Raw genomic sequence first — 18,966 nt, 5'->3', positions numbered from 1 at the left:
CGATGGCTCGGACGTTCTCCTTGGAGAGTGGCGCCAGCACCGGGGCCTCGCGCTTGCGCAGAGCTTCGTTGTAAGCGAGCTCGGCCGGCGAGAGCTGCTGCAGGCCAGTCGGCGCCTTGCCGGCCGCCAGGTCCTTGGCCGCCGCCTCTGCCATTGTCCCGTCCACGTGGGCGGCCACCGCCCGCCCCTCGTCCGTCACCAGCACCGAGCCCGGCCGCTTGGCCAGCGTCGCCACCAGGTTCTCGTCATAGACCCAGTCGCCGAGGGTGATCACCGCCGTGCGCCCCCCCGCGGCCGTCTCGACCGGCTCCACGCCCGCCCGGACGTACTGCCGGCGCAGGCGCTCGCGGGCGGTCATGCCCCACAGCCGCACCTCGCCCGAGCCCAGGATCAGGCCCACCCGGACGTACTGCCGGCGCAGGCGCTCGCGGGCGGTCATGCCCCACAGCCGCACCTCGCCCGAGCCCAGGATCAGGCCCACCGGCGCGCTCATGCCCTCGGTCGTCTGCAAAGTTCGCTCGCGCCTCTCACGCAAATCGCTGGAAACTGATACCCCGAACGGGGCGCCCGTCGGGCGCGTCCCTTGATTAGAACGCGGCCCCGAATTGTCCACCTTCCGCCTCGCACACCTGTCCGACCCGCACCTGGCGCCGCCGCCGGGCGCGCTGCGCGGCGGCGACCTATTCTCCAAACGCCTGCTCAGCCGCTTCGCCTGGCGGCGCAAGCGTCATCGTCACAATCCCGAGATCCTGGAAGCCATCGCCGCCGACGTCCGCGCCGCCGCGCCCGACCACGTGGCCGTCACCGGCGACCTCACCAACTTCGCGACGCCCGAGGAGTTCGCCGCCGCCGCCGACTGGCTGGAGAGCTTGGGCGCGCCCGCCGACGTCACCGTCAGTCCCGGGAACCACGACGCGCTCACCGCTCGCCGTGCGCCCGAACGCTTCGCCCCTTGGTCGCCCTGGCTGGGGGACAGCCTCGACGCCGACTTCCCGCACGTCCGCGTCCGCGGGCGCGTGGCCATCGTCAACGCCTGCTCGGCGGTGCCCACCGCCCTGCACCTGGCTCAAGGATCCCTCGGCGCGGAGCAGCTCGCCCGCCTCGCCGAGGTCCTGGCCGCGACTCGGGCGCAAGGCTTGTTCCGCGTGCTGCTGGTCCACCATCCGGTCGCGGCCGGGACGGTTTCGGGCCGCAAGGCCCTCGTCGACGCCGACCTCCTGCGAGCCCTGCTGCGTGAGCAAGGCGCCGAGCTCGTCCTGCACGGCCACGCGCACGAGGCGCTGCTGAACCGCGTCGCTGGCCCGGCCGGCTCGATCCCGGTGCTGGGCGTGCCCTCCGCCTCGACCCCTGCGGGCGGCCACGACCCGGCGGCCCGCTGGAACCTCATCCACATCACGCCGGGCGCGCCGGCCGGTCAGCAGCTCCGCGTCGAGGCCAGGGGCGTCGCGCAAGGCGCCCGCATCGAGGCGCTCGGCGCCTACACGATCGCGGCCTGAGCGCCGCCGTTCGGCCTTTCATGGCGCGGACGGCATCCCTATGATCCGCGCCTCATCGCACATGGACCTGTCGTGACGAATCCCACGGCCCAGAAGTTCGGCTACCCGCGCACCTTGGTCGCCGAGACCGCGCACTGGCTGGTGCTGCTCCGACCCCAGCAGCCCACGCTGGGTTCGCTCGTGCTCGTCTGCAAGGAGGAGGCCCAGGCGTTCTCCGACCTCAGTCCCGCCGCCTTCGCCGACCTCAAGATCGCCGTAGACGGCATCGAGGCTCTGCTGCGCGATGCTGTGGGCTACGAAAAGATCAACTACCTGATGCTGATGATGGTGGATAAGGACGTGCACTTTCACGTCCTGCCGCGCTACGAGGGCTCCCGTGATTACCGTGGGAAGAGCTTTCCCGACGCCGGCTGGCCGGCCCAGCCTCAGCTGGCGTCCCACGTCGCGCTCGACGACGACGAGGCCGCGGCGCTCGCCGGCGACCTCGCCGCCCGCTGGCGTGCGTAAGGGCCGGCGACCGGGGGAAATGTGAGCCTCATCGACCGTTACCTTCTGCGGATGGCCTTCTGGCCCATGGTCGGCGCCACGGGCGTCACCCTGGTCGCCCTGCTGCTCGAGCGCATCCTGCGGCTGCTCGACATGCTGTCGGCGTCCAGCGAGCGCTTCACCTTCGTCGCCCAGCTCGCCGTGAACCTGGTGCCGCACTACATGGGCCTGACCCTGCCGGCCGCCTTCTTCATCGCCCTGGTCATCGTCGTGAACCGCATGAACCAGGCCTCGGAGGTGGACGCCCTGCTGGCCGCCGGAGTCTCGTTGACCCGGCTCGCCGCCCCATTCCTGTTCCTGGCCGGCGTGCTCAGCTTCGTCACCCTGATCGTCTTCGGGGCCCTGCAGCCCTACAGCCGCTATGCCTACCGCGCCGTCCTGCACGCGGCCCAGAACGCCGGCTGGAGCGGGGTCGTGCCCGAGGGCACGATCATCGAGCCCAACGACAAGCTGACCATGACCACCGACCACGCCGACGCCGCCGGTCAGCGCCTCAGCCGCATCTTCATCCGCCGGATCACGCCCGAGAACCGCGAGGAGATCACCACCGCCGAGGAAGCCGAGCTGCGCCGCACGGCCGACGGCCGCAACGTGACCATCGCGCTGAAGAACGGCCAGCAGCTGCGCTTCAACGCTCGCGGCGAGCCCGAGCTGCTCAGCTTCCAGGACTTCACCATGCAGCTGCCCCTCAGCGGGCCGGCCCGGCTGCTCCGCGCCCGCGGCGGCGATGAGCGCGAGCTGAACCTCTTCGAGCTGGCGGCGCGCGCGAACGACCCGCACTCGGTCATCCCGCGCGAGACCCTGCTGGCCGAGCTCTACGGCCGCCTCGCCCGCGCCCTGGCCTTGCCGCTCCTGCCGCTGCTCGCGGTGCCGCTAGGTCTGTCGGCCAAACGCAGCGGCCGCGCGCCTGGCGTTATCGTGGGCGGCGTCCTGCTGCTTGCCTTCCACCACCTGATCCAGCTCGGCCAGAGCTTCGCCGAGACTGGCCGGGCGCCCGCCGAACTCAGCGTCGGCCTGCCTTTCGCAGGCTTCGCCGCCATCTGCTTCACCGTCTTCCTGACCAGCCGCAAGCGCCCGGGCGAAACGCCCATCGGCCGGCTGATGGAGCACATCGCCAACGCCGTGGCGCGCGTCCGCGCCCGCTTCAGCCCACAGCAGGCTCCCGCGTGAAGCTCGCCCGCTATCTCTTCCTGCTGACGGCCGGCCGCATCCTGGCGGCGCTGGCCGTCCTGGTGGGCATCTTGCAGATCCTCGACCTGCTCGAGGTGACCACCGAGATCCTGGACCGCCAGTTGGGCGCCGGCGGCGTCTTCTACTACGGCCTCCTGCGCCTGCCGCGGCTCGTCGAACAGGCTGCGCCGCTGGCGGTCCTCGCGGGTTCACTCTTCGCCTTCGCCAAGCTCGCGGGCGAGAGCGCGGTGACCGCCATGCGCTCCACCGGCATCTCGGCCTATCGCGTGACCGCCCTCGCCCTGCCTGCCGCCGCCATGCTGGTGGCCCTCCAGCTCCTCATCGGCATGGTGGTCGCGCCGCGCACCGACGCCACCCTCGCAGAGTGGTGGCAGGCCACCGCCCCGCAGGAGGAGGCCTCCGAGCCGACCGACGCGCTGACGTTCCGGGTGGGCAATGAGATCGTTGTCGGCCGCCCGTCCGAGGATGCCCGTCGTATCGACCAGGTGACCATCTACCGCCGCGACGCGAGTGGACGGCTCGCCCAGCGCACCACGGCCGACTCCGCTGTCTTCGAGAACGGCGCGTGGCGCCTTAATGCGCCGAAGTTCGAGACCGTTCAGGGTGATGGCGTGAACAGCGGCGCGGCCGAGGCGATGACCTGGACCCAGAACATCCGCCCCGCCGACATCCAGGCCCTGCAGGCGGGCGGCGCCACCATCTCGCCCGGCGAGGCCCGCCGCGCGCTGCAGGGCGGCGTCTCGGTCCGGCCCAAGACCTTCTACGACACCCAGGTCCAACGGGCCTGGGCCGCGCCCTTCGCCTGCGTCGTCATGCTGCTGCTGGCCGCCCCGGCGGCGCTCGCCAACTTCCGGGGCGGCGCCTCCACCCTCATCGTCCAGTGCATGGCCGGCGGCCTCCTGTTCCTGGTCTTCGACGGGGCGTTCACGGCGCTGGGCGAGAACGGCGCGGCGCCCGCCATCCTGGCCGCGTGGGCGGCCCCGGTGATCTTCTCCGGCCTGGGCGTGACCGCGCTCCTCTACCTGGAGGGCTGATGGCCTACGACAGCGCCACCTCGGCGGTGCAGATCGTGCCCGTCGGCAGCCGGCCCGAGCTGGAACGCTTCATCCGCGTGCCCATGCGGCTGTCCGCGCGCGACCCAAATTACATCGCCCCCCTGCTGATCGAGCGGCGCGAGGCGCTCTCGGCCAAGACCAATCCGTTCTTCGCCCACGCCGACGTCCAGTTCTGGCTCGCCGTGAAGGACGGCCGCGACGTCGGCCGGATCAGCGCCCAGATCGACCACCTGAACCCCCAGACGCCCGAGGGTTACGGCAACTTCGGCCTTATCGCCGGCGAGGACGACGAGGAGGTGTTCGCCGCCCTCTTCCGCACGGCCGAGGTCTGGCTGCGGGAGCGCGGCTGCCGCGCCGCCCTTGGCCCCATCAACCTGTCCACCAACGAGGAAGTCGGCCTCCTGGTCGAGGGGCACGACACCCCGCCGATGGTGATGATGGGCCACGACGCGCCCTATGCCGGCCCACGCATCGAAGCCCAAGGCTACGTCAAGGCCAAGGACATCTACGCCTACGAGTGCAGCGTCGCCGACGACCTGCCCGCGCCGATCCTGCGCCGCGTGCGCAAGCCGCTGGCCGAGGGCGTCACCTTGCGCACCCTCGACATGAAGCGGTTCGACGCCGAGATCCGCACCCTGACCGAGATCCTGAACGACGCTTGGTCGGGCAACTGGGGCTTCACGCCTACGACCGAAGCCGAGACCAAGCAGCTGGCCACGGCCATGAAGATGGTCATCGACCCGCGCCTGACCTGGTTCGCCGAGATCGACGGCGAGCCCGCCGGCTTCATGGTGCTCCTGCCCAACGTCAACGAGGCGATCGCCGACCTGAACGGCAAACTGCTGCCCTTCGGTTGGGCCAAGCTCCTGTGGCGGTTGAAGGTCGCGCGCGTGAAGTCCGGCCGCGTGCCGCTGATGGGTGTGAAGCGCAAGTTCGCCGCCACCCACCGCGGTCAGCTCCTGCCCTTCCAGCTGATCGACGCCGTCGTGCTGGCGGCGCGGAAGCTGGGCTACCGGCGCTACGAACTCTCGTGGATCCTCGAGGACAACCTGCCGATGCGGCGCATCTGCGAGGCCGGCGGCGCGCGCATCTACAAGACCTATCGCCTGTACGAGAAGGCGCTCTGAGGTGACCGCCTTCACGGCCCTGATCCTTGCCGGCTCGCGCGGCGGCGCCGACGCCGTGGCCGACTACGCCGGCGTGCCCCACAAAGCCCTCATCGAGCTGGAAGGCCGCCCTCTTCTCGCGCGGGTCGCCCGCGCCCTGAGCGCCGCCGGCGCCGCCCGCATCGGGGTCTCCTGCAACGCGCCCGCCGTAGCCGAGCTCGCCCGCGCCCTCGGCCTCGAAGTGCTGCCCTCGGCCGCGGGGCCCAGCCAGAGCGTGCTGGAAGCCGCCGAGGGTTTAGGCTTCCCGCTGCTGGTCACCACCGCCGACCACGCCCTGCTGCGGCCTGAATGGATCGCCCGCTTCCTGGCCGACGTGCCGCCAGGAACCGATGTCGCGGCCATGGTCGCCCCGCGCGCGGCCGTCGAGGCCGCCGCGCCGGGTACGAAGCGCACCTATCTGAAGCTCGCCGACGGCGACTGGTCCGGCTGCAACCTCTTCTGGTTGGGGAATGATCAGGCCTTGAACGCCGTCGCCTTCTGGCGGCGGCTCGAAGCCGAGCGCAAGCGGCCTTGGAAGATGGCCCAGATCCTGGGGCTCGGCATGCTGCTCCGGTACGCTGCGGGCGCGCTGAGCCTCGCAGATGCCGCAAGACGCCTGGGGGAACGCGCCGGGATCGAGGCTCGCATCGTGCCGACCCCCTATGGGCTCGCGGCCGTGGACGTCGACAAACCTGCCGACCTCGACCTCGTCCGCACGCTGACGGGCGAGCGCTAGGCGTTCACCAGCTCCTTCGCCCAGCCGGCCGACAGCTTCGTCAGGTTGGCCACGTCGGCGGGGAAATCCATCTCGCCCCACTCCAGGCCCTCGATGGACTGCACGCGCACGTCGACGCCGCTCTTCGCCGCCTCGTCGATGGCGCTCAGGTACCAGCGCTTCAGGCCTTCCGGCCGCTGCAGCGCATGCTCCACCAGCGCGCGGAACTTGGCCGCCCCGGCCGCCGAGAAGCGCAGGAAGCCGATCGACTCGGCGTCATACGCCTCGATGGTCTTGCCGATCGCCAACAGCTTGCCGTTGTCGGTCAGCACCTTCATGTCGTCGGCGTCGTAGCCCGGCTTGCGGTCGACCGTGACGGTGATCTCGGCCGGCGGCGCGCCCATCAGCCGCTCGACGATGCCCGGGCCTAGCAGGGTGTCCCCGTTCAGCACCAGCACGTCGCGGTCGAACTCCTGACGCACGATCCAAACCGAGGCCAGGTTGTCGGCCACCGAGTAGAAGGGGTTGAAGCACAGGCGCACCGGCATCTTCGGCGCCAGCCGCTCGATCTCGGCAGCCACGGCGTCGGCCCGGAACCCCGTGACGATCACCGCCTCGTCGACCCCGGCGGCTTCCAGCCGCATCAGCTGCCAGGCCAGCAGGGTCTTGCCCGACAGTTCGACCAGGCACTTCGGCCGGCTTTCGGTCAGCGGGAGCAGGCGCTTGCCCTGGCCCGCGCTGAGGATGATGGCTCTGTTCGGCGACTTCACCGGCGCAATCCTTGTCAGACAACGGGCCTGGATACACCGCAAAGCCGCCCAACGCGGCCGTGATGCATTGCCGCGGCCCTCAAGGCCAGCCCCCTCACGAACACCCTATCTAGTCCGCGTTCCGGAAAAGTGAAGAAAACCCGCCCCTGAACGGAAGAAACCCCGCAGGGCGAGCGGCCCGCGGGGTTCCTCTTTGGTCCAAGACCGGCGACCGCGGCGCTCGAGCGCCGAAGCCTCGCAGCGCCTACTTCAGGTGCTTCGCCAGGTGCTTGTTCATCTCGAACATCGAGACCTTGTCCTTGCCGTCGAAGATCGGCTTCAGCTTGGCGTCCGCCAGGATCTCGCGCTTGTTCTGGGGGTTCTGAAGGTTGTTCTTCTTGATGTAGTCCCAGATCTTCGAGACGGTCTCGCCCCGGGACAGCTGCCCCGAGCCGACCACCGCAGCCAGTTCCGACGAGGGCGTCAGCGGCTTTTGCAGGGCGTTCGTGTTCTTTCCAGTGGCCATGGGCTCCCCCAGCTAAGAGTTCCGCGTCCCGCCCGGCGCCAGCCGCCGAGGTGAGTCGCTTGAAGGTACTCTAGCGCGGCTTACGCGCCGCGCTAGAGAAAGCGTGGGGACAACCTCTAGGGGCGCATGCCGCCTGTCGACGAGCCATCCGTCGAGCGCTGGGCGACGTGCGCGGCGTCCCGCTCCATCGGCCGGTGCGCCTCCGGCGAGAGGCTGACCTCGTCGTCGCCGCCGTTGGCCTCGATCATGTCGTACTCGGCATGGGTCGCGGCCTCCGTCAGGGCGTCGTTCCGCTTGTTGCGCGTCGCATAGCGGTACGCGCCGTACGCCAGCGCGCCACCCAGGATCAGCACCCCGCCGATGAAGTTGATCAGCATCCAGCTGACGCCGCCCGCATCGGCTTCGCCCGGTCCTGGCCCGCTGGACGGCCCCAGGGAGTTGATGATCCCGATCCCCGTGGTGAGGCTGAACGCCCAGAACGCCGCGGCCAGGGCCCAGGCCACCCACAGGAAGATTTGCCCGCCCACGCCGGGGCTCGTCGTTTCGGCATAGGTGTCGTCGCGCCGTTCGCTGCCGTAGGCGCGGTCGTCCACGTCGCTGTAAGGCCGCACGGCCATGTCGCGTCTCCCGGTGTCATCGCCGCTAGGGTGCGGCTTCGCATGTTCCAACACTCGGGCCGTGAAGGCGTTCCGACCTCAGCGCGGGGCCGCCAGGGCCGCCATTCCAAGCTCCGGCGGCTGCGTCGTAAGCGTCCGGTCGAACAGGTCCAGCAGCTTCGCTCGCATGGTCGGCTCGTCGCCTCGCGCGTAGGTCTCCACCTCGAACACGGCGTCGGCCGCGCACAGCGCCGCCTCCAGCGCCGCCATACCGCGTCCTGGCGCGGCGCCCGCGAAATAGCCAAGGTGGACCAGGGCGTTCAGCCGCTGGGCCACGTCCACTGCCGCGCCCGCGCCAAAACCGCGGCCGTGGAACGCCGCGACCGCGGCGATGCGCTCCGCACGCCAGGCGGCGGTCTTCAGCGCCAGGTCTGCGCCCGCGCCCCAGCCGGCGACGCCCACCCGCGTGTCGTCCGCCCGGCGCTCGTACGCCAGATAGTCCAGCCAGGCCTCGGCGTCGGCGCGCCGCTCCGCGGCTGGACGGGTGCGCCACTCCGGCGCCAGGACGAAGTAACCCCGCGCCGCCAGGCGGCGCGCGAACCGCCGAACGTCCAGTCCGGCCGTCGGCCCGCCGTCTAGCAGCACGACCGGCGGACGGCGCCCCACGCCGTCGGGCCACGCGGCCAGGGCGTCGACGCACCCGTCTTCCGCTTCGATCTCGATCCGGGTCTCGGGCATGGCGCGCTCCTCGCTTCGAGCAGGAGCGACTTTATTCCTACTGATCTGATAGGAATAGGCGAAAAGTCTCGCAGCGGGCGCAGATTTCCTGCGCCTAGCCGTTCAGCTTCACGGTCACCTTGGCCGAGAGCCCGGGCCGGAGCTTCGCCAACTCGGGCTGGCCAGGATCGAACACCAGCCGCACCGGCACGCGCTGGACGATCTTCGTGAAGTTGCCCACGCCCGGCTCGAACGGCAGCAACGCGAACTCCGAGGCCGAGCCCGGCGCGAAGCTCTCCACCCGCGCCTTCAGGATCACGCCCGGCAGGGCGTCCACCTTCACGCTTGCCTCCTGCCCCTTCAGCATCCGCGCCGTCTGGGTCTCCTTGAAGTTGGCGGTGATGTAGAGCTGGTCCAGCGGCTCCAGCGTCATCAGCCGCGAGCCGGGCTGGACGTAGTCGCCCACGTTGGCCTGCCGGTCGCCCACCACGCCTGCGATCGGCGCCCGCACCTCCACGTGCGCCTGATCTTGCCCAGCCAGGGCGCGGGCCGCCCGCGCCTTCTCCCGCGCCGCCTGGGCCTGGGCGAGCGCGGCCCGCAGCTCGCCACGGCGCCGCTGGGTCGCCAGGGCCTCGCTCCGGCTCACCGCCAGGCCCGCGCGGCTCTTGTCGGCCTGCGCCTCGGCGGCGATCGCCTGGGCCTCGATCCGGTCGGCGTCGCGCCGCGGCGCATAGCCCACCGCCAGCAGCCGCTCGTAGCGCCGCCAGTCGGCCGCCGCCCGCCGGGCCTCGGCGTCCGACGCACGGATCGCGGTCTCGGCCTCACGCACCTCGGCCTCCGCCAGCGCCTCCTCGGCGTCCAGCTTCGCCAGCGCCGCCTCCGCCGCCTGCACGGCGGCCTCGGCCAGCGCGACGTCGCCGTCCGCCGATGCGAGCCGGGCGGCGTATTCCTCGGGATCCAGCCGGACCAGCACCTGCCCCGCGCGGACCGGCTCGTTGTCGGCCACCAGCACCTGAGCCACATGCCCACGCACGCGGGGCGCGACGACGGTGGAGTCGGCCTTCACATAGGCGTTGTCGGTCGTCACCGAGCCCTTGGCCGCCTGCAACCAGCCCACGCCGCCCGCGCCGATCACCAGCGCCGCACCGAGCACCACCAGGCCCCGGGCCGGCAGCTTGCGCTTCGGCTTCGCCGGCGCCGCGATCGCCTCCATCTTCACCGGTCGAACACCAGCAGGGTGGAGGTGGCCGTGGCGTAGAGCCGGCCTTCCAGGTCGACTAGGCGGCCTTCGGCGAAGGCGGCGCGGCGGCCCATCTGCACGACCACGCCCTCGGCGCGCACCGGCCCCGTCGTCTTGGTCATCGGCCGATGGTAGGCGACCTTCAGCTCCAGCGTCGTGTAGCCCTGCCCGGCCTTCAGCTTGGAGTGCACCGCGCAGCCCACCGCCGAATCCAGCAGCGCGGCGGCGAACCCGCCGTGCACCGTGCCGATCGGATTGTAGACCCGCTCGTCCGGCGTCGAGCCGAACACCACCCGCCCCTCCTCCACCTCGACATAGTCGAAGCCCAGGGTGCGGCCGATGCCCGGACCGGCCGGCGGGTCGTTGGTCGGGAAGATGGCGCGGAGCTGTTCCAGGCCGGTCATCTGCGAGTTGTCGGGCGTGACGGCGTTCATTGCGGCTTGTCCTCGGTGAGGCCCATACGGGCCTTGATGCGCCGCCGGCATTCGCTCAGCAGCTGTTCGGCCAACTGGTCGTCGGAAAGGGCGCGCGAGAGCGTCACCGCGCCGGCCATCTCGGCCAGGAGGGAGACGGCGAGGCCCTCGCGCTGGACAGGTGCGACATCGTCCGCCAGCCACGCGGCCAGCCGGCCGATCATCGCCCGCACGCCCGTATCGAAGGCGTCCCGCACGGCCTGAGGCTGCCGCGGCAGGTCGCTGGACAGCGCCGTGATGGGACAGCCCATCTCGCGCCGCGCCCGGTGCTCCATCGAGACATAGGCGTCGACGAAGGCGGCGAGCGCCTCGCTGTTCGCCATGCCCTGGGTCAGCCGGGCGAAGCGGCGACGGCTCTGGTCGAACGCCTCCTCCAGGGCGGCGACCACCAGGGCCTCCTTGCTCGGGAAGTGGGCGTAGAATCCGCCGTGGGTCAGCCCCGCCTCGGCCATCACGTCGGCGACGGCCAGGCCATCGGGCCCCTTGGCGCGCACGGCCGCGGCGGCGGCCTTCAGCACCTTGTTCCGCGTCTCCTGCTTGTGGCTCTCACTGTAGCGCATTGCGCGACCCGCCTTTATATGATGCTCATCATATTATGAGCGGCCGTTGAGAACGCAAGCGCCATGAGCTCCATCAATCCGGCCGCCCTGCCCCAAAGCCGCAAGCTGCTGATCTTCGGCATCATGGCCTTTGGCCAGTTCATGGCCCTGCTGGACATCCAGATCGTCGCGGCGTCGCTGAACTCGATCCAGGCGGGCCTGAACGCCGGCCCCGACGAGATCGCCTGGGTGCAGACGGCCTATCTGATGGCCGAGATCGTGATGATCCCGCTGGCCGCCTTCCTCTCCCAGGCGATCTCCACCCGCTGGCTCTTCACCGCGTCCGCCGGCCTCTTCACGCTCTCCAGCGTGCTGTGCGGCCTGGCCTGGGACATCGAGTCGATGATCGTCTTCCGGGCGATCCAGGGGTTCGTCGGCGGCGCCATGGTGCCGCTGGTCTTCGCCACCGGCTTTGCGATGTTCGAGGGGCCGAAGCGCGCCGCCGTTCCGGCCATCCTGGGCATGGTCTCCACCCTCGCGCCCACCCTGGGGCCCAGCCTGGGCGGCCTGATCACCGACGTCGCCGACTGGCGCTGGCTGTTCTTCATCAACATCGTCCCGGGCCTGGCCATCACCATCCTGCTGCCGATCCTCGGCAGGGTGGATGAGGCTAAGCCCGCCATGCTGCGGCGGATCGACTGGCTGCACGTGGCCTCGCTCGCCGTCTTCCTGGGCGCGCTGCAGTACGTGCTCGAGGAAGGCCCCCGTCACGAGTGGTTCCAGGACCCGGCCGTGGCGATCGCCGCGTGGCTGTCCTTCGTCGCGGCCGTGGTCACCTTCGAGCGCAGCTTCTTCTCGACGATGCCGGTGCTGAAGCTGACGCCGTTCCGGCGGCCGACCTTCGCCATGGCCTGCGTGCTGAACTTCGTGATCGGCTTCGGGCTCTACGCGGCGACCTACCTGACGCCGGTCTACCTCGGCCGCGTGCGCGACTTCTCCAGCCTGCAGATCGGCGCCACCGTCTTCGTCACCGGCGTCGCCATGACCGTCACGGCTCCGATCGCGGCGCGGCTCTCCACCAAGGTCGACGGCCGCTATGTGATCACCGTCGGGTTCCTGATGTTCGCCGCAGCGCTCTGGATGTTCTCGTGGGTGACGCCCGAGTGGGGCTTCGGCGAGCTGTTCTGGCCGCAGGTGATGCGCGGGCTCGCCATGCTGCTGTGCATTGTGCCTGCGGTCGGGATGGCCCTGAACGGCGTGGCCCCGGCCGAGTTGCCCTACGCCTCGGGGCTGTTCAACCTGATGCGCAACCTGGGAGGCGCCGTCGGCATCGCGCTCGTCAACACCTGGCTCGGCGACTTCGCCCGCATCCACGCCGCCAGCCTCAGCGCGGGCCTTGGCCAGCGGCCCGACCGCGCGACGGAAGCCCTCCAGGGCCTCGCCCGCAACGCCCAGGCGATCACCGCCGACGCCGCGCACGCCCTGCAGATCGCCCAGGCCCAGATGGGCGCCCTCGTCGGCGGTCAGGCGGTCACCCTGGCGTTCGCGGACACCTACCGGCTGATGGCCTTCCTTTTCCTGGCCGCTCTGCTGATCGTGCCCTTCGCCAAGCCCGCCCCCGTGGGCGGCCCTCCGCCTTCCGACCACTAGGCCCGATCATTGACTTAACCCCACGGGAAGCCGCCAACTTCTCCCAAAAGAACGAGACGTTGGGAGGATACGAATGGCCGGGTGGACCCTTGCGCCGGTCTGGGAGGCGATCGCCGCATCCCAGCCGCAGACGCCGGCCCTGATCCAGGGCGCGCGCGAGATCTCGTGGGCGCAGTTCGACGCCCGCGCCGATGCGCTCGCGGCGCACTTCCTCGCCAAGGGCCTGGGCCGCCAGGCCAAGGTCGCGGCCTATCTCTTCAACGGCCCCGAGTACCTCGAGAGCTACTTCGCCGCCTTCAAGGCCGGCTTGGCGCCGGTCAACACCAATTACCGCTACGGCCCGGAAGAGCTCTTCTACCTGTTCGACAACGCCGACGCCGAAGCCATTGTCTTCCATGCAGGTTTCGCCGAGACGCTCGAGCCGATCCGCGGCCGCCTGGGCAAGGTGAAGACCTGGGTCGCCGTCGCTGAACCGGGCCACGCCGTGCCCGCCTGGGCCGAGGACTACGACGCCCTCGTGGCCCGGGCGCCGGCCAGCCGGCCGGTCCGCGGCCCCTCGGGCCTCTCCGGCGACGACCTCCTGCTGCTCTACACCGGCGGCACCACCGGCATGCCCAAGGGCGTCATGTGGCGCCAGGACGACCTCTTCAACGTGCTGGGCGCCGGCGGCAACGCGGCGATGGGCATTCCGCCCGTGACCTCGATCCCAGAGCTCATCGAACGCATCGGCGGGCCCGAGCACCTGCGGCCCGTGACCATCACCGCCGCGCCCCTGATGCACGGCACGGGCCAGTTCTCGGCCTTCATCTCGCTCAACATCGGCGGCACGGTCTGCTGCCTGCCCTCGCGCAAGTTCGATCCCATCGAGCTCTGGAACGAGGTCGAGCGCCTGAAGGCCACCAATATCGTCATCGTCGGCCTCGCCTTCTCCACGCCCATGCTCGAAGCGCTGGAGGCCAATCCGGGCCGGTGGGACCTCTCGTCCGTCCGCGCGATGAGCTCGTCCGGCTCGATGTGGAGCCAGGAGAACAAGCGCGGCCTGCTGGGCCATATCCCCCAGGCGATGATCGCCGACAGCTTCGGTTCGTCCGAAGCCGTGGGCCTCGGCGCTTCGGCCTCGGCGGCCGGCATGGAAGCCCCCACGGCCGCCTTCATGCTTGGCCCCAACACCGCCGTCTTCACCGAGGATGGCCGGCGCGTGGAGCCGGGCTCCGGCGAGCGCGGCCTGGTCGCCGTCTCGGGCTTCCTGCCGCAGGGCTACTACAAGGACCCGGAGAAGACGGCCAAGACCTTCAAGGTGATGGAGGGCGTCCGCTGGTCGGTCCCCGGCGACTGGGCCGAGGTGAACGCCGACGGTTCGCTGAAGCTGCTGGGCCGCGGCTCTGTCTGCATCAACACGGGCGGCGAGAAGGTCTTCCCGGAAGAGGTCGAGGAGGCGCTGAAGACCCACGCCGAGGTGCGCGACGCCGTCGTCGTCGGCGTGCCCGACAGCCGCTTCGGCGAACGCATCTGCGCCGTGGTCGAACCCGAAGGCGGCGCCCGGCCGGACCTGCCGGCCCTCTCGGCCCACGTGCGCAGCCAGCTCGCGGCCTACAAGGCGCCACGTGAGCTGGTGCTGGTCGATACCATCGGCAGGGCGCCGAACGGCAAGGTCGACTACAAGGCGATCAAGGAACGGGCCCTGAAGGAACTGGGGCAGCCGGTCTAGCGCCTGCCGCGCGGCTCCTTCGACAGCCGCGTCATCAGCAGAGCCGCGCGCTTGGCCTGCAGGGCCATGCTCGCCAGGTCGACGCTCTCACCCGGCGCGTGGGCGCCCTGCCCCGCCGGGCCCAGGCCCGCCAGGCTGTCGATGAAAGCCGTGAACGAGCTGTCGGCCGCGCCGCGACTCGCCGGATCGCCCGCGGGCATGTCGGGCAGACCCAGCGTGCGGTTCACGCCGTTCAGCCGGTCCAGCAGCGCCTGGTTGCCCGGCGTCGGCGCCATCGGAGGATAGCCGGTGTCGGCGAAGGTCAGCTCGGACGCGGCCCGGTTGAGCGGCTGGTCGACGATCGCCTGCATCTTGGCCCGGACGCGGGCCTCCTGCTCAGGCGTCAGCGTACGGATGTCGCCCAGCGCGATGGCCTCGGCCGAGATGATGTTCGACTTGCCGGCCGCCTGGCCGCCGGTCAGTTCGGGGTTCACCGACGCCCGGGCGCCGCCCACCACGATCCCCACGTTGTAGGTCAGGTTGGGCTCGGGCAGCTCGCGGCGGAACTGGTCGAGGATCCGCGCCAGCTCGTAGATGGCGCCGCAGCCGGCCTGCGGCGAGCAGACGCCCGACGAGTGGCCCGAGGGGGCCGTGACCTTCAGCGTCCAGGAATTCGAAGACCGGCGCGCGATGGTGCCGATGTCCTTGCCCCCGATCCGCGACAAGCCCTCGAACTCCAAGGCGACGTCGCTGGCCTTGCCGGCGGCGATCAGGTCGGCCCGGGCGATCGACAGCGGCGCGCCGGGCTTCTCCTCGTCGCCGGTCAGGACGACGGTGATGTCGGCATCCTTCAGCGTGCCCGCGGCCTGCATGGCGCGCAGCGCCGCAACAATGACGACCATGCCGCCCTTGTCGTCGCCGACGCCCGGCCCCTCGGCGATGTCGCCTTTGCGGGTCCAGCCCTGGAACGGGCTGTCAGGCTCGAACACGGTGTCCAGGTGGCCGATCAGCAGCATCCGCTTGCCGCGGCCATCGCCCTTGTGCGTCGCCACGAGGTGTCCGGCCCGGCCGACCTTCTCCATCGGGACCCATTGGACCTGGAAGCCCAGGGCCTCCAGTTCGGCCCGCATCATGCGGCCCACCTGCTCGACGCCCTTGAGGTTCATGGTGCCGGAGTTCACCCGCACCAGGTCCTCCAGCAACTTCACGTGCCGCTCGTGCTCGGCGTCGACCGTGGCGATCATCTTCCGCTCTGCGGCGGTCGGCGGGGCCGCGGCCGCGGGCATGGCGAAGGCAAGGACCAGCGCGCCGAGGACGGCGGGACGGAAGACGGACATCAGGAAGCTCCCGGCGTTCAGCCCGGCTGACTACGCAGGCTGCGGACGAATTCCACAAGCGCCGAGCGCGAGACGCCGCGCGGCAGGTCGGAGTAGGCCTTGAGCAGCTCCAGGGCGCCCGGCTCGGCCAGAAGCGCGGCGACCTCGTCCACGGCGCTCGAGTTGGGCGAGGCCTCGCCAAACATCTCCGACACCGGCACGTCGAGGGTGCGGGCGATGCGCGCCAGCATCGAGGCGCTCACGCGGTTGGCGCCGCGTTCGTACTTCTGGATCTGCTGGAACGTGACGCCGGCGGCGTCCGCCAGGGCCTGTTGCGACAGGCCCTTCAGCTTTCGCAGCAGCCGGATCCGCGCGCCCACGGCGACATCGACAGGATCTGCGACCGCTTCGGGTTTGCTGGCCATGGGCGTTCGGTAACCTCTACTGTGGACCGTGCTCTAGCGCGCCCGGCTGGCTTCGTCATCCGTCGGCGGCGCCAGGTGCTGTTGCGCCGGCCGCTGGTCCGAAATCGCATAGCACGCTTCGGCGATGACGATCCCGACGGCCCGCCGCAGCGCGCCGACCGATGGACTGACCCGCTCGAGCGCGATCAACTCCTCCTCGTACGGGGCCAGAAGTTCCACCAGGTTCTGGGCCAGTCGCCTGGCGTACTCCGGATCGTGACTCATCGCGCCCCCTAGAGCGCTGGCGAAAGTCTATGCCTTTCCCCGCTTGAACGCGCTCTAAACTTCGAAGCTGAAGCCCTTTTTGGCGGCCAGGGCGATTCCGCCTGTCGCCGTCGCGCTTCAGTGGCGGGAACCTGTGCCATCGGGCCGTCGAATGCAAGCGACCCCCGGGGCGCTGCGCCCGGGGGTCTTCGGCGTCCTTCTGTCGCAGCCTCAGTTCGCGGCGATCGCCTGGGCCGCGGCCTGCGCCTGGATCAGCGTCCGGCCTTCCCGTTCGGCGATGCGCCGGAAGGTGGCCAGCGCCTGACCGGTCACCTGGTCCATGTTATAGTAGCGGTAGGTCGCCAGCCGGCCGACGAACGCCACCTCCGGCGTCTCGAGCGCCAGCGCCTCGTACTTCTTGTACAGCGCCTGGTTCTCGGGCCGCGGCACCGGATAGTACGGGTCGCCTTCGGCGCTCGGGTACTCGTAGGTCACGGTCGTCTTGGCGCACTGCTGCCCGGTCATGTGCTTGTATTCGCTGACGCGGGTGTAGGGCGTCTGCTCGTCCGGGTAGTTCACCACCGCCACCGGCTGGAACCATTGCTGGTCCAGGGTCTCGTGCTTGAACCTCAGGCTGCGGTACGGGAGCTTGCCGTAGCGGTAGTCGAAGTATTCGTCGACGGGGCCGCAGAAGATCAGCCGGTCGTAGTCGGCTTCGTCACGGACGTCCTCGAACTCGACTCCCAGCTCCACTGTCAGGCCTTTCTGGTCCAGCATGTTCTCGAACATGCGGGTGTAGCCGTCGAGCGGCATGGCCTGGAACTTGTCGGTGAAGTAGCGATCGTCGGTGTTGGTCCGCGTCGGCACCCGGGCGGTGACCGCCTTGTCCAGTTCGGACGGGTCCATGCCCCACTGCTTGCGGGTATAGCCGCGGAAGAACATCTCGTAGAGTTCGCGGCCCACCTGGCTGATCACCACGTCCTCTGACGTGCGGATCTTCTCCACAGGCTCGGCGCGGCTGGCGAGGAAGGCCTCGGCGTCGGCGTCGGTCTTCAGGTCGACGCCGTACAGCATGTTCAGTGTGGTGCGGTTGATCGGCATGGGCACGTGCAGCCCGCCCTTCACGCAGGCCAGCACCCGGTGCTCGTACGGCCGCCACTTCGTGAACTGCGACAGGTAGCGGAACACCTCTTCCGAATTGGTGTGGAAGATGTGCGGCCCGTACTTGTGCATCAGCACGCCGCCGGCGTCCTTCTCGTCATAGGCGTTGCCGCCGATGTGCGGCCGCCGGTCGATCAGCAGGACCCGCTTGCCCAGCTGGCTGGTCAGCCGCTCGGCCAGCACCGAGCCTGCAAACCCTGCGCCGACGATCAGGTAGTCGTACGGCTTGCGGCGCGAGCCGGCGCGCACCGCTGGGGCCGCCACGCCCGCCTGGGCCAGCAGTTCGTTCTTCACCTGCTCGCGGGAGAGCAGCACGCGACTGATCTCCAGGTTCATGCGGGTGAACGTCTCGTCCCACGACAGCGCCGCCAGCGCCGTGTCCACTTCCTTCAGCCACTCGCCCTTCAGCCGCGAGAGGGCCAGGGCCTGGTCGCAGGCGACGATGAACTCCTCGGGCGTGCTGGCCACCTTCACGGCCTCCAGCTCGCCGTAGTGGCGCACCACGTCGACGATCGGCGTCGACACCACCGGCCGGCCGCCCGACAGGTATTCCGGGGTCTTGGTCGGGCTGATGAACCGGGTCGACTCGTTGATCGCGAACGGCATCAGCGCGACGTTCCAGCCGCCCAGGTACTTCGGCAGCTCGTCGTAGGTCTTGCCGCCCACGTAGTGGATGTTCGGCCGCTGCGGCAGCGCAGCGGGATCGATCTTCACCACCGGCCCCACGATCACCAGGCTCCACTCCGGGCGGGCGTCGGCGAGCGCCGCCAGCAGGTCGAGGTCCATGCGCTCGTCGACGACGCCGTAGAAGCCCAGCCGCGGCCACGGCAGGTTCGCCTGGTCGGCCGGCTCCTCGCGGGCCACCCGCGCCTTGGCGAAGTGGGCGCGGTCCACGCTGGACGGGAACGGATGCACGTTCGGGTGCCGGTCGCGCTTGGCTTCCCACAGGCTGTAGCCGCCCGTGAACACCACGTCGGCGAGGTCGAACAGCTCGCGCTCCAGGATCGTCAGCTCGGCCGGCGCGAACTTGAAGTTCGCCAGCTCGTCCATGCAGTCATAGACGGTGCATGCGGCCTCCAGGTGCCGCGAGAACGGCAGCATCATCGGCGTGTAGTACCAGCGCAGCAGCGTCCCGCTGCTCCCCGCCAGCATCTCGTCCAGCAGGCTCTTCAGCGTGGCCTCGACGGCGTCGGCGTCCATGCCCTCCGGCAGGTGCGGCGTGGCGACGATCACGCCGCTGTCCGGGCAGACCTTGCTGTCGAGGCCCACGGGCGAACCGGGCGGCTGCCACTTCGGCTCCTCCCAGAAGACCACCTTCCGGGTCTGGGCGAACCGGGTCATCAGGTGCTGCGGCCGCTGGAAGACGAAGTCCCACCGCAGATGCGAGAAACAGATCAAAGTCTCTCGACCGTGAGACCGAGGCCCTGCATGAGGCGGAAACGGCGCAGCGCCAACGGCGCTCGGAACCCACGGAGTGTTCAAGGGCGCATTCCTTT

Annotated in this window: 19 protein-coding genes and 1 pseudogene; 8 read left to right on the top strand and 12 right to left on the bottom strand. The window is 70.2% G+C overall.

Annotated elements, in window-relative coordinates; translation table 11 throughout:
* Positions 1–493, bottom strand: a pseudogene (locus RIF93_RS02565) (hypothetical protein); the annotation flags it as partial.
* Positions 494–605: 112 nt separating this feature from the next.
* Between RIF93_RS02565 and RIF93_RS02560 the strand changes: the two are divergent.
* The 6 genes from RIF93_RS02560 to RIF93_RS02535 all read left to right on the top strand — a co-directional run bounded on the left by RIF93_RS02560 (position 606) and on the right by RIF93_RS02535 (position 6,169).
* Positions 606–1,496 carry a metallophosphoesterase gene (locus tag RIF93_RS02560; protein WP_309088153.1) on the top strand — a complete coding sequence of 297 codons (891 nt, stop codon included), beginning with the start codon at positions 606–608 and terminating at the stop codon, positions 1,494–1,496.
* A 72-nt stretch (positions 1,497–1,568) separates the two neighbouring features.
* The gene (locus tag RIF93_RS02555; protein WP_309088151.1) at positions 1,569–2,003 is read left to right on the top strand and encodes an HIT family protein; all 435 of its coding nucleotides are present in this window, start codon (positions 1,569–1,571) and stop codon (positions 2,001–2,003) included.
* A gap of 51 nt (positions 2,004–2,054) precedes the next feature.
* A complete protein-coding gene (locus tag RIF93_RS02550; protein ID WP_309088149.1) occupies positions 2,055–3,212 on the top strand; it encodes an LptF/LptG family permease in 1,158 nt (385 codons plus the stop codon).
* On the top strand, positions 3,209–4,267 hold the full coding sequence (locus RIF93_RS02545) for an LptF/LptG family permease (RefSeq protein ID WP_309088147.1): 1,059 nt from the start codon (positions 3,209–3,211) through the stop codon (positions 4,265–4,267). Before RIF93_RS02550 ends, RIF93_RS02545 begins: the two co-directional genes overlap by 4 nt.
* On the top strand, positions 4,267–5,415 hold the full coding sequence (locus RIF93_RS02540; RefSeq protein WP_309088145.1) for a dATP pyrophosphohydrolase: 1,149 nt from the start codon (positions 4,267–4,269) through the stop codon (positions 5,413–5,415). Before RIF93_RS02545 ends, RIF93_RS02540 begins: the two co-directional genes overlap by 1 nt.
* A gap of 1 nt (position 5,416) precedes the next feature.
* Positions 5,417–6,169: a nucleotidyltransferase family protein gene (locus RIF93_RS02535; protein WP_309088143.1), complete on the top strand. Its 753-nt coding sequence runs from the start codon at positions 5,417–5,419 to the stop codon at positions 6,167–6,169.
* Here RIF93_RS02535 and RIF93_RS02530 read toward each other — a convergent pair.
* The 7 genes from RIF93_RS02530 to RIF93_RS02500 form a co-directional block, all read right to left on the bottom strand.
* Positions 6,166–6,918, bottom strand: a complete 753-nt coding sequence (locus RIF93_RS02530; protein ID WP_309088140.1) for a phosphocholine cytidylyltransferase family protein — start codon at positions 6,916–6,918, stop codon at positions 6,166–6,168. The two genes, RIF93_RS02535 and RIF93_RS02530, sit on opposite strands and share 4 nt — an antisense overlap.
* A 244-nt stretch (positions 6,919–7,162) precedes the next feature.
* A complete protein-coding gene (locus RIF93_RS02525) occupies positions 7,163–7,423 on the bottom strand; it encodes an SWIB/MDM2 domain-containing protein (protein WP_309088138.1) in 261 nt (86 codons plus the stop codon).
* 116 nt (positions 7,424–7,539) lie between these two features.
* Positions 7,540–8,040: a hypothetical protein gene (locus RIF93_RS02520; RefSeq protein ID WP_309088136.1), complete on the bottom strand. Its 501-nt coding sequence runs from the start codon at positions 8,038–8,040 to the stop codon at positions 7,540–7,542.
* Between the two features lie 78 nt (positions 8,041–8,118).
* Positions 8,119–8,757, bottom strand: coding sequence for a dienelactone hydrolase family protein (locus RIF93_RS02515; RefSeq protein ID WP_309088134.1), 639 nt, complete (start codon positions 8,755–8,757; stop codon positions 8,119–8,121).
* Between the two features lie 94 nt (positions 8,758–8,851).
* Positions 8,852–9,949: an HlyD family secretion protein gene (locus RIF93_RS02510; RefSeq protein ID WP_309088132.1), complete on the bottom strand. Its 1,098-nt coding sequence runs from the start codon at positions 9,947–9,949 to the stop codon at positions 8,852–8,854.
* Between the two features lie 2 nt (positions 9,950–9,951).
* Complete coding sequence (locus RIF93_RS02505) at positions 9,952–10,410, bottom strand: PaaI family thioesterase (RefSeq protein WP_309088130.1); 459 nt, start codon at positions 10,408–10,410, stop codon at positions 9,952–9,954.
* Positions 10,407–11,009, bottom strand: coding sequence for a TetR/AcrR family transcriptional regulator (locus RIF93_RS02500; protein WP_309088129.1), 603 nt, complete (start codon positions 11,007–11,009; stop codon positions 10,407–10,409). The genes RIF93_RS02505 and RIF93_RS02500 overlap by 4 nt, the downstream gene beginning before the upstream one ends.
* A gap of 63 nt (positions 11,010–11,072) precedes the next feature.
* Between RIF93_RS02500 and RIF93_RS02495 the strand changes: the two genes are divergently transcribed.
* Entirely contained in the window at positions 11,073–12,638 is a 1,566-nt protein-coding gene (locus RIF93_RS02495; protein ID WP_309088127.1) for a DHA2 family efflux MFS transporter permease subunit, read from the top strand.
* A gap of 73 nt (positions 12,639–12,711) precedes the next feature.
* Entirely contained in the window at positions 12,712–14,346 is a 1,635-nt protein-coding gene (locus RIF93_RS02490) for an acyl-CoA synthetase (RefSeq protein ID WP_309088125.1), read from the top strand.
* On the opposite strand, the gene RIF93_RS02485 is transcribed toward RIF93_RS02490, so the two are convergent.
* The 4 genes from RIF93_RS02485 to glf form a co-directional block, all read right to left on the bottom strand.
* Entirely contained in the window at positions 14,343–15,662 is a 1,320-nt protein-coding gene (locus tag RIF93_RS02485) for a M20/M25/M40 family metallo-hydrolase (protein ID WP_309088123.1), read from the bottom strand. The two genes, RIF93_RS02490 and RIF93_RS02485, sit on opposite strands and share 4 nt — an antisense overlap.
* 17 nt (positions 15,663–15,679) lie before the next feature.
* The gene (locus RIF93_RS02480) at positions 15,680–16,066 is read right to left on the bottom strand and encodes a helix-turn-helix transcriptional regulator (RefSeq protein WP_309088121.1); all 387 of its coding nucleotides are present in this window, start codon (positions 16,064–16,066) and stop codon (positions 15,680–15,682) included.
* Between the two features lie 33 nt (positions 16,067–16,099).
* A complete protein-coding gene (locus RIF93_RS02475; RefSeq protein WP_309088119.1) occupies positions 16,100–16,330 on the bottom strand; it encodes a hypothetical protein in 231 nt (76 codons plus the stop codon).
* A 210-nt stretch (positions 16,331–16,540) separates the two neighbouring features.
* On the bottom strand, positions 16,541–18,868 hold the full coding sequence (gene glf / locus RIF93_RS02470) for a UDP-galactopyranose mutase (protein WP_309088117.1): 2,328 nt from the start codon (positions 18,866–18,868) through the stop codon (positions 16,541–16,543).
* Positions 18,869–18,966: the final 98 nt, after the last annotated feature.

The sequence above is a fragment of the Phenylobacterium sp. genome (assembly GCF_031181185.1).
Lineage (GTDB): Bacteria > Pseudomonadota > Alphaproteobacteria > Caulobacterales > Caulobacteraceae > Phenylobacterium.
Note: the sequence above shows the minus strand (reverse complement) of the source record. Positions and strands in the feature narration are given on the sequence as shown.